9 protein-coding genes are annotated in these 10,486 nt (G+C 35.2%); all 9 read left to right on the top strand.

Annotated features, from left to right (window positions below):
- The first annotated feature begins 1,357 nt into the window (after positions 1 to 1,357).
- The 9 genes from ACTQ54_RS12310 to ACTQ54_RS12270 all read left to right on the top strand — a co-directional run bounded on the left by ACTQ54_RS12310 (position 1,358) and on the right by ACTQ54_RS12270 (position 10,215).
- Entirely contained in the window at positions 1,358 to 3,613 is a 2,256-nt protein-coding gene (locus tag ACTQ54_RS12310) for a DnaB-like helicase C-terminal domain-containing protein (protein WP_441757236.1), read from the top strand.
- A gap of 445 nt (positions 3,614 to 4,058) precedes the next feature.
- Positions 4,059 to 4,247, top strand: coding sequence for a hypothetical protein (locus ACTQ54_RS12305; RefSeq protein ID WP_441757235.1), 189 nt, complete (start codon positions 4,059 to 4,061; stop codon positions 4,245 to 4,247).
- A gap of 6 nt (positions 4,248 to 4,253) precedes the next feature.
- A complete protein-coding gene (locus ACTQ54_RS12300; protein ID WP_441757234.1) occupies positions 4,254 to 4,523 on the top strand; it encodes a hypothetical protein in 270 nt (89 codons plus the stop codon).
- Between the two features lie 120 nt (positions 4,524 to 4,643).
- A complete protein-coding gene (locus ACTQ54_RS12295; RefSeq protein ID WP_441757233.1) occupies positions 4,644 to 4,988 on the top strand; it encodes a hypothetical protein in 345 nt (114 codons plus the stop codon).
- A 136-nt stretch (positions 4,989 to 5,124) separates the two neighbouring features.
- Positions 5,125 to 6,075 carry a tyrosine-type recombinase/integrase gene (locus ACTQ54_RS12290; RefSeq protein WP_441757232.1) on the top strand — a complete coding sequence of 317 codons (951 nt, stop codon included), beginning with the start codon at positions 5,125 to 5,127 and terminating at the stop codon, positions 6,073 to 6,075.
- Between the two features lie 57 nt (positions 6,076 to 6,132).
- On the top strand, positions 6,133 to 6,882 hold the full coding sequence (locus ACTQ54_RS12285) for a ParA family protein (RefSeq protein ID WP_441757231.1): 750 nt from the start codon (positions 6,133 to 6,135) through the stop codon (positions 6,880 to 6,882).
- 249 nt (positions 6,883 to 7,131) lie between these two features.
- Positions 7,132 to 7,398 carry a hypothetical protein gene (locus ACTQ54_RS12280; RefSeq protein ID WP_441757230.1) on the top strand — a complete coding sequence of 89 codons (267 nt, stop codon included), beginning with the start codon at positions 7,132 to 7,134 and terminating at the stop codon, positions 7,396 to 7,398.
- Between the two features lie 444 nt (positions 7,399 to 7,842).
- On the top strand, positions 7,843 to 9,204 hold the full coding sequence (locus tag ACTQ54_RS12275; RefSeq protein WP_441757229.1) for a hypothetical protein: 1,362 nt from the start codon (positions 7,843 to 7,845) through the stop codon (positions 9,202 to 9,204).
- Positions 9,205 to 9,207: 3 nt separating this feature from the next.
- On the top strand, positions 9,208 to 10,215 hold the full coding sequence (locus ACTQ54_RS12270) for a hypothetical protein (RefSeq protein WP_441757228.1): 1,008 nt from the start codon (positions 9,208 to 9,210) through the stop codon (positions 10,213 to 10,215).
- Positions 10,216 to 10,486: the final 271 nt, after the last annotated feature.

Genomic DNA, 10,486 nt, shown 5'->3' with positions numbered 1-10,486 from the left:
TACCTAGCGATTATTGGGCAAGTACCTAGCGATTATTGGGCACGCAATCCCTCAAAAAAAAGTGCTACAAACAGCTACACGATAAGGCTAAACGCACTTTAACAAAAACCCTATAAATCTTATAAATAATATAGATTTTATAGCACGCTTAGCCCGCCCTTTGCTAAGCAGGGCGGACTAGCGTATTTTAAAAGAAAAAGAACACACCACAGTTATTTTTTTAATGGCAAAACTAAAATAGAACATAAAGGGGGGCTACTTAAAAAAACAGAACTATACCATTTTTTCAAAACAATGCAAGTTCTTTTTTTACTTTTTACGGCATGAAATAATAACAATAGCGGGTTAATATATATATCAGACCAGCAAAAGATTACTTGGACGATTATATAACCGTGGTAGGGGCGGTATTTATAGGACGAACGATTAGGGGGGTAGGATTGTTCTAACTACCTTATTATTTTTTAAAGGCTGAATATAGTGACTAGATTTACACGAAACCATTTAAAACAGCCAAAAATAGCCCGTAATGATGCGAAAAGCATGTATATCAGGCTACTTTCACGCAGAGTAATCATAATTATTAGAAACCCTAAAAAGGCAATAAAAATGCGAGTTTTTACGAAACAACACGATCGTTAACTTTTTTAAAGGGAAAACTTTATATACACGCACAACAAGCGGTATATCACGCAAAAATATTCATGATTATATACGGGGTATAGACAATTAGCATATACAACGGATTAAAATGTTGTACCATGATTTACAAAACAAACACGATATACAAACATAACAACGGCAAGAATAGGGCAAGATTTTAAAGCAGATGTTGACAAATGTTAACATTTAAACGCATATACAAAACCGTACAAAACTTGTCATTTTATTCAGGCTATAACCTTATAAAACCTTAGATTATCAAGGCTTATAAGGTACATGATGAATAAGTAAAAACCTTAAGATTATCGAAAGGTATATAGCTTTAAATTGTTGGAAACAGAACAAACGATTTGCGACACAACAATGCAACGCAATCGCATCATTAACAAAAAATGATGATGCGACAGCATAACGAACCAGCGTTACATTCTACCCACTAAAAATAGCCGTAGGGCGGTTATAAATATAAAATAATAGTTTTACCTTGCCTGAAATTAAAACGCCTTAGAAAGCAAATTTAAGCCTTATACGAACACCCCCGCTATAAACCGATTGATCCTAATTAGGGGCGACACGAAACGGGGTAGGGGTAAAGACTAAGAAAAAATGCTAATGGGTATGCGACAGGGAGGGATATACATTTAACTGATACAGACCATTAGCAGGCACTAAACAAAATGAAAAGAGGTAAACCATGGAAAAACAACAGGCACAAACATTATTAAAATCTAAGATAGGCGAATACTTAGAAAGCAAAGGCATTGACCCGACAAGAAAGTTCAAATGTTTGAACCCCGAACATGATGATAAAAACCCAAGCATGGGATTGATTAAAAACGGCGATAGAGTTTACTGTTTTTCTTGTCAGCAACGCTATGATGTTTTTGATTTAATTGGCTTAGATTATGGTATAGACGGCTTAAACAACCAATTTAACAAAGCAATTGAGATTTTTGACATAGATGTATTAAGCAACAGTTACCAGCCCTTAGAACGCAATTTTAAGCAAAATATAGACACCCAAACAGAGCCCGAAACAGATTACAGCGAGTTTATTTTAAAGGCGCATGAACAAATTAATAAAACAGATTACCCAGCGCAAAGAGGCTTAACAGAAAAAACAATTAATAAATTTAAAATTGGATATGATCCACAATGGCAAAACCCCCTAGCACTTGAAAAAGCCTTAAAAAACTCACAAAACGAACCCCCTAAACAACCATATTTAATCATACCTAACAGCAACAACAGCTATTTTGCAAGATGCACTAGCGATAAGGTTAGCGAAACCTATCAAAAACAAAAAGTTGGTAAATCAGAGTTATTTTATAAGCAGGGAATAAGCCCCAGCTATAATAACGGGTATGTTTTTATTGTTGAGGGGCAAATTGATGCGCTTAGTTTTTATGAGATAGACCAAGTAGCAATTGGTTTAGGTGGTACAGGCGATACAGAGTTTATCAAGGCGATTAATGATGCGTTAACTATTTACGATAAAAGCGAATTGCCCGTATTTTACTTATTGTTTGATAACGATAGCGCAGGGCAGAAAGCGAATCAGAAACTATATAACGCCTTAAATAAACACCAATTACAAGTGCATAGTATACATTTGCCAGGCAATTATAAAGATGCGAACGATTTTTTAGTTGCGAATAGGGGCGAATTTAAAGCATTTATTGATGATGCGATTGAAAACCCAAGCAAATATGAACGGGGGATATTTGACAACGATATGAATAACTTAGACCAATTAACACCACCAGCAGAACCAGCTAATAGCTTAGAACAATCAATCAGAGATGAAATTAATCAAGCTAACTTAGACGATTATACGATAAATAATATCCCGTATAGTTGGCACGCCTATCTAACAGATGATGAAATTAAACAGCTAAACAAAAACACCAGCCCAGCGCATCATTTAAGCAATTTTTTACAGGGAATAAATGCAAATGCTAATACCCCAGCAATCAGTACGGGCTTTAAACAATTTGATAAAACACTAGACGGCGGATTGTATGAGGGCTTATACATAATAGGCGCAATCAGTTCATTAGGGAAAACCACACTAGCCTTACAAATTGCAGACCAAATAGCACAAGGCGAACAAGAGCAAGATGTATTGATATTTAGTTTAGAAATGAGCCGTAGCGAAATAATGGCTAAAACAATATCAAGGCTTACTTATGAAAATGCATTGCTAGATGACATACCGACCAACAACGCAAAGACCACCAGGGGCATAACAGACGGTAGACGATATAAGGGTTATACAGATGCATACGGCAACGAACATAAGCCCTACAATAACACCGAAAAAAATTTGATTATCAAAAGCGTTAATCAATATCAGACATTTGCAAAAAGATTATTCATTCATGAGGGCATGGGAAATATTGGCGTAGAGCAAGTTAGAAATGCGGTAGAAGAACATGTAAAAGTTTATGGAAAAGCCCCCGTAATACTTATTGACTATTTGCAGATACTAGCACCATATGACACACGAGCGACAGATAAACAGAATACAGATAAAGCAGTATTAGAGTTAAAACGTATTAGCCGAGATTTTAAAACACCCGTATTAGCGATTAGTTCATTCAATAGAGAAAACTATTCAAATAGCGTTAGTATGTTGGCATTCAAGGAAAGCGGGGCTATTGAATATTCAAGTGATGTTCTTATAGGTTTACAGTTCGCAAAGCAACGAGAAATAGAAGAATATAACCGAAACAAAAAAGTGACTGAACCAAAATTAGTGTTAGATCATGATGCGCAAAAGAGCAAAGAACCTAGAGAAATTGAATTGAAAATACTTAAAAACCGTAACGGCGAAACGGGCGGACATATAGATTTTTATTTTAATGCTAAGTTTAATCATTTTTCAGAAACTGATGAAATTGGCTTTTCGTTGAATATTAAAGATACAAGCAAATTTAAGATTGTATAACAGACCAACAAACCCCGTTAAATAATTCAGTCTTTTTTAACGGTAGATACAGCGGGCGTATAGTCTACACAGTAATTAAATGTTTATGATAAATATTAGGGGGGTAGGGGGCATTGTATTCATAATAATTAATGATGCGATAACCATTTATTACACGCATCATACAAGCCCTAAAATACCCCGTATGAACAACGTAAGCATGTATGGATATAAATACCTTAAACAACCTTTAAACCGCCCTAAACAAGCAAATAAGCCGTTAAAATCAATTGCAAAGTTACAGCACGTTAGCCCAACTGTTAACGTGCTAAAATTACAATATTTATTATGTGTATAATACATTGCATAATATAATATGTATGTGTATAATAATGACAGTAATAATAATATGTGTTATATGTTATATGTTACTAAGTGAATAATGAACATTAAGGGGGGTTAATATATGACTGAAAAAGCTAATAAAACAGTACGCAAGCAAATAACTGATGCGGGTTTAACTTATTGGCAAGTTGCAGATAAAGCGGGCGTTACAGCAGGCACACTCACATTATGGCTTAGAACACCATTGAATAAAGACCGTAAACAACGTATTGATGATGCGATTAAGACATTAAAAGAAAGACGAGGATAATCAATTATGAATGACAATGAAAAATTAATTTATGTGCTTTTTAATCAAGAAAATAAAAAGAAGAAATTACAAGATAAAAAGGCTATTGAAGCCGAATACGAAAGCGTAGCCGATTATAGCGGAATGAGTAGAGATGCACTTGTAGATCTAGCGATTGCAGGCAATACCGAAAACATTGGCACAGCGATAGATTGCCTTGCAGGTTTATCCGAGCAAGTAGGGAGATTAATTACACAAGTAGAAGAATTAAAGAAACACACAAAAAAGAGCCCTTAACAGAGGCGACTGTTAAGGACTAGCAGGCACTAAACAAAACTATTTAGCATACTTATATTAACATATAAGCGATTTAATCGCATCATACAGCCCCGATTATTTTAAAGGGAGGTCAACCTATTGACTAACGATAACGAGTTAGACAGCGCACTAAACGAGCTTTTTTCAACACAATCAGAACAATCGGACACCCTAAAAGAACCCGTTAGCAATGATGCGCCTATACAGACCCCGCAGAACAAATTAAAAGATGCTATGCAATCAGTTATGCAGACCTATCAAGAACAAAATGAAATGCGTAAGCGATCTAATGCGCAGATGACAGCTTTTTTAAAGGGCATCAACCCCGATAAACCAATGAAAAAAGTGTTAGATGAAGCAATTGACTTAATTGGCACAATCACAGCTAATAAGGCTTATGCAGACCAGCTAAAGAACAAAATCAATCAAACGTACGGTAGCTAGATACAAGGCGGGGCGCATCATTACCCCGCTTTTTTATTTAATTAAAGATAGGGATAGCGGAAGTTAAAAGAATAGTGTATACTATACATACAATAATAATAATAATAATGTTATATATTATATAGGAGGTAATATCATGCACGATATACAGACAATCCACACACACGAATTACAACCGCACCCGCACATTAACTTTAATCAGTTATACCATGATTTTATTGATTTTATTGATGTATCTAAAAACACGCAGGCAACCTATACAAGAGCGATTAGACAGTTTTTAAGGTATTTGATTAAGCATGATATTAGACAGCCCCAAAGAAGTGATATTTTAGCTTATCGAGATGAATTAAAGGCAGACGGTAAGAAGTCTACAACAATCCAAAGTTACATTATTGCACTAAGACAATTCTTTAATTGGCTAGAGGCACAAGGCGCATATCCTAACATTGCTAAAGGTATTAAGGGCGCAAAAGTCACTAAAGGACATAAAAAAGACTATCTAACAAGCGCCCAAGTCGCAGATGTATTAAATAATGTAGACCGTAGCACCCCAAAAGGGCTAAGAGATTATGCTATTTTAGCGGTAATGTTTACAGGCGGGCTTAGAACCATTGAAGTAAGTAGAGCAAATATTGAAGATTTACGAACACTAGGCAATAGCACCGTTCTATACGTGCAGGGCAAGGGGCGAGATGACAAAACGGAATACATGAAAGTCATTCCCGAGGTAGAAAAAGCAATTAGATTGTATTTAAAGACCCGCACCAAGGACACTTTAAAACCCGACAGCCCGCTATTTGCATCAACTAGCAACAATAACGCAGGTAAAACAATGACAACTAGGAGTATACGAACGATTGTTAAAGGCGCATTAATTAATGCAGGGTATGATAGCGACCGTTTAACCGCACATAGTACAAGACATACAGCAGGCACATTAAACCTTTTAAATGGCGGTACATTAGAAGAAACACAACAATTATTAAGGCATGAAAATATCAGTACAACCATGATTTATTTACACCACTTAGAACGAGAAAATAACGATAGTGAACACCGTATTGGCGGGGCGATATTTAAGTAAAAAAGTATCATTAGACCACATTTTTTAAAGGCGACCTATAAAAGAAAGAGGCGAAACATGGAGGTTATAGCATTAGTTAACCAAAAAGGTGGAGTAGGTAAGAGTACCACCGCCCAATTATTGGGCAACGGGCTTAGACACAAAGGCAAACGGGTATTGTTTGTAGATTTAGACCAGCAAGGCAATTTAACGTATGGAGTAGGCATTAACAGCCCCGTAATTGGATCATATGAAGTATTAACAAAAAGAAATAATATTGATGATGCGATAGTAACCAGCGCCCAAGGCGATATATTACCAGCAACTAACCGTTTAGCGGGTTTAGATATTGAATTGTTTAGTGAAATTGGTAAAGAATACCGCTTAAAAGAGGCGCTAGAGCCTTTAAAAAATACATATGATGTTGTGATAGTAGATGCACCCCCAACGCTTTCAACGGTAGTTATTAACGCTTTAACAGCATCAACAAAAGTAATCATACCCACGCAGGCGGATATATATAGTTTGCAGGGGTTAAGTCAACTAGCTAATACCTTGCAGACGATTAGACAATACACGAACCCTAACTTATTTTTAGAGGGTATACTAATAACCCGTTACAATGACAGGGCAATATTAACGAGAGAAATAACCGATATGATAGACAAAACCGCCCAAACCTTAGGTACAAAAGTATTTGATACTAAAATACGTGAAGCAATAGCCGTTAAAGAGGCGCAGGCTATGCGGACAGATTTATTTGAATACGCCCCTAAGGCAAATGTAACAATGGATTGTATGGCTTTTATTGATGAATTAAACCTATAAAAAATAGCAAGTTTTACAAGGTAGCCGTTATTTAGTACAAGGTTTGCCCAAGGTAACAGATTGTTAGTAAATGTTAGTATTAAAACCTATATTAACACCGTTTATACGGCTTATTAGCGCATCTTAACTCACATAGTTATGTGAAATGAGCTTAAAACGAGCGTATGAACATTAATCTATGATGCGACTATGCAATACTACAAAATACTACAAAAAAACACAAAAAACAGACACAAAGGAGTTTTAACTATGAGTAAGAAATTTGAAATAAACAACCCCGCAGAAACTTTTATCACTAGAGAACACCCCGCAACAGTAGGGCGCCCGAAAAGCAAAGGCGAAACGAAAGACAAACGAACCAACTTGTTATTCTATCCAAGCGTTTATGAAGATTTACGAAAAATTGCAACCATGAAGCAAACAAGTGTTAATGATCTAATCAATACACTAGCAGAAGAATTTATTGAACAAGAGCAAGATGCAATAGAAATGTATGACAAAGTTTTTAAAGATTAATCGCATTTGACCTATAAAGGCTAATATTTATCTAGTCATTTCCGAGTAGTTTTATAGCACAGTACCCGTATGCATGGAGGATAGTTTTGACAAGGTTCAGGCAAGGTATGTAGAGTTGTACAGTACCCATATGCATGGAGGCTAGTTAATTAAAGCGTTGTACCTAGTCAAAACCACTTTAAATCGATGGAAAAAGAGGTTTCCGCCTATAATGCAAGCCCTAAAAGAAAGGTATTATTTTTAGCAAAATAACCGCACCAAAAATTAAGCTATCCAAAACGCAACCGACAGAAATTATAGCGATGATGCGACACAAGACAAATTTATTTAATGACAATGATAATAAGCCCAACTACCACAAATTAGTATTAGCGGAAGTTGAAACACACGTAAAAATAGGGCGTTTTAGCCTTTAAAAGAAGTTAGTAGAAAGCAGGCGAATAAATGGTAAGACAATTATATTTGAGGGATAAGAAGATTCGTGCGCCTAAACCAGCAGGGCGATCATTGGCAAGTTCTAAAAGCACCACAAAAAGAGTTCAACCCACAAAAGCGCAACGAGTTTTATATGGGAAGTTAGGCAGTCACTTAATTGCTAGCAGGCAAAACAAAAGAATTAAGTTGACCCAGACAAATGAAAAAGCAGTTAACTTTTTACCCGTTCTTAAAGTTAAACTACCCAAAGAGGATAATATGCAAATTTATGATGAAAGCTTTTTAGAAATGATTAAGCTTTTCGCATCATCAGGATCACAAAAAACAGTTTTAAACAACCTAGATAGATTAAATAAAGCTATAAAAACATATTATTTAGAAGTAAGTCTTAAAGTGCCGTCCGAAAACAGACATGTTAGCGTAAATGCGCAAGATTTAAGGGATGCGAATGAATATTTTTTTGCGCTTGAGTTCTTAGGGGCGTTAAAAAAACATTCTGATATTACACACACCGACAACGATATTATTGAGGTAGTGAGCAACTTTATAAAATCATATACGGAAGATTCTAACGCTTATCTTAGTTATGGAGGTATAGCGAACGCTTTATTAGCAATAGTCGCAGATTTTATCGTAACTGATGATCAAACAATATCAACTTACTATGAATTGTATCAGGATATACAATCAAGAACGTTTGAAGTAAAGCGTTATTTTACTTCGCTTTATTCTTTATTAAAGGCAACAGCAGACCAAAGGGAAATGTTAGCCCAGAATACCGATAGCAATGCATGGCGCACCGCTTATATGCTAAAGACAATACGATTCAATGAGTATAAGCGCATCAACGGCGACCCATTAGACGAAAAAAACTATTTACTAATAGATTTAGATGCGGACAATTTAGACGGTATGCAACAAAGCTTAGAAATAATCGCAGACGGTACAGCATTAAACTATGCATTTACTGATTTAATTAAAGTGTTAGCTAAGCATTTTAAGCTTAAACACTTGCTACATGCTATTAGTGTTTATTTACCAGATGATGCGAACGCAACAAAGAACGTTGCCCAGGAGGCGAGAGCCTTTAAAAAAATGTTTGAAGATAGAGGCATCTTAGCTAAATCTAGTTTAAAAATTACTTCAGATAGTAAATACAATTATTATTTAAAACTGTTTCAACCTATTTTTGATTTAATCGAATTAGATCAACTAACCAGCGCACCACAAAAAACAATAGATGATATGGCTTTTAAGTTAGCGAATGAAGTAGTTTATGGTTACATATCGCAAAAAGAATATAATGATATTTATTTAAGTATAGAAACAGAGCTGATGCAACGTAATTTGCGACAAATGAAAGAGGGGTAAATCATGGAAAGACAACAAAACCCCGATTTTTCAGGATTGAAAAAAAAGCTTGCTATATCCGAGGAAACGCCTTTAATAGATGTATCAAGTAGTGAACAATATACCGTATTAGCATTTAATTTATTCCCGATTACCGATAAAAAAATGATGAACACCAAATTAATCAATGAGTTAGTTAAAAAACCCCTACCAGATTTCATAGAGGGCTTAGCGCTTAATGTAGGTAAGCCAAATAAAGAAAAGGTACTTATAACAGCCCAGATTAATATTGACCCTAACATTCAAACCGTTGGGAATTATGAATTTACACCTTATGTAAAAGCCGTATATGATACCATATGCACATTGTTTAAAGAGGGGAATACATTCATAACCGATAATGTTATTTATAGGGCATTAAATGATTATTCAGATAATCAAAATGCAGGGGCAGAACAGGCAAGAATGATAGAAGATGCAATGCAAACGTTAGAAAACGTTAAAATTAAACTTGATTTAACCGAACATTACCAGTTAAACAATGTTGATGATCCTAACGGGGGTATGACAATAGAGAGCCGTTTGCTTAATTACACTAGAATTAAAGGTAAAATTTACGGACGTGTTGTAAACGGGTATCAATTAACGAGTGCGCCTATATTGTATCAATACGCTGAAAATGTTAAACAAATTCAAACAGTTCAATTAATGGACTTTTCAAGTGCTGATTTACCTAATGGTTTAAGGCTTAATTCAACCCCCGAACGTATAATTATTAAACAATATCTAATGAGCCGTATCGAAAGTATGAAACACACTAAGTTACCAAAAACAATATTGTATAGCACTATTTACGATCAGATACAAAAACAATATAGTAAAACTGAAAATACATTAACGGCGAAACAAATGCGAACGCAACGAGAAAACATTGAAAGAATATTAAAGATATTTAAGCATGTAAGATATATTGAAGATTATGAGATAGTAAAGAAAGGCAATAAATACAACAAAATAATCATCACACCATAAGGGCGCATCATAGCGCCTTTTTTTATGTTTATCAAACGCATAATATTACATTGCTTAATGTATGTATTACATTTGCATGTTTATTATACATACATTATGTATTGCACTCACTATAATACCTAGCGATTATTGGGCAAGTACCTAGCGATTATTGGGCAAGTACCTAGCGATTATTGGGCAAGTACCTAGCGATTATTGGGCACGCAATCCCTCAAAAAAAAGTGCTACAAACAGCTACACGATAAGGCTAAACGCACTTTAACAAAAACCC

Origin of the sequence: Fundicoccus sp. Sow4_H7 (genome assembly GCF_052115865.1) — a bacterium.
GTDB lineage: Bacteria > Bacillota > Bacilli > Lactobacillales > Aerococcaceae > Fundicoccus_A.
This window is presented reverse-complemented; position numbering and strand designations above follow the sequence as displayed.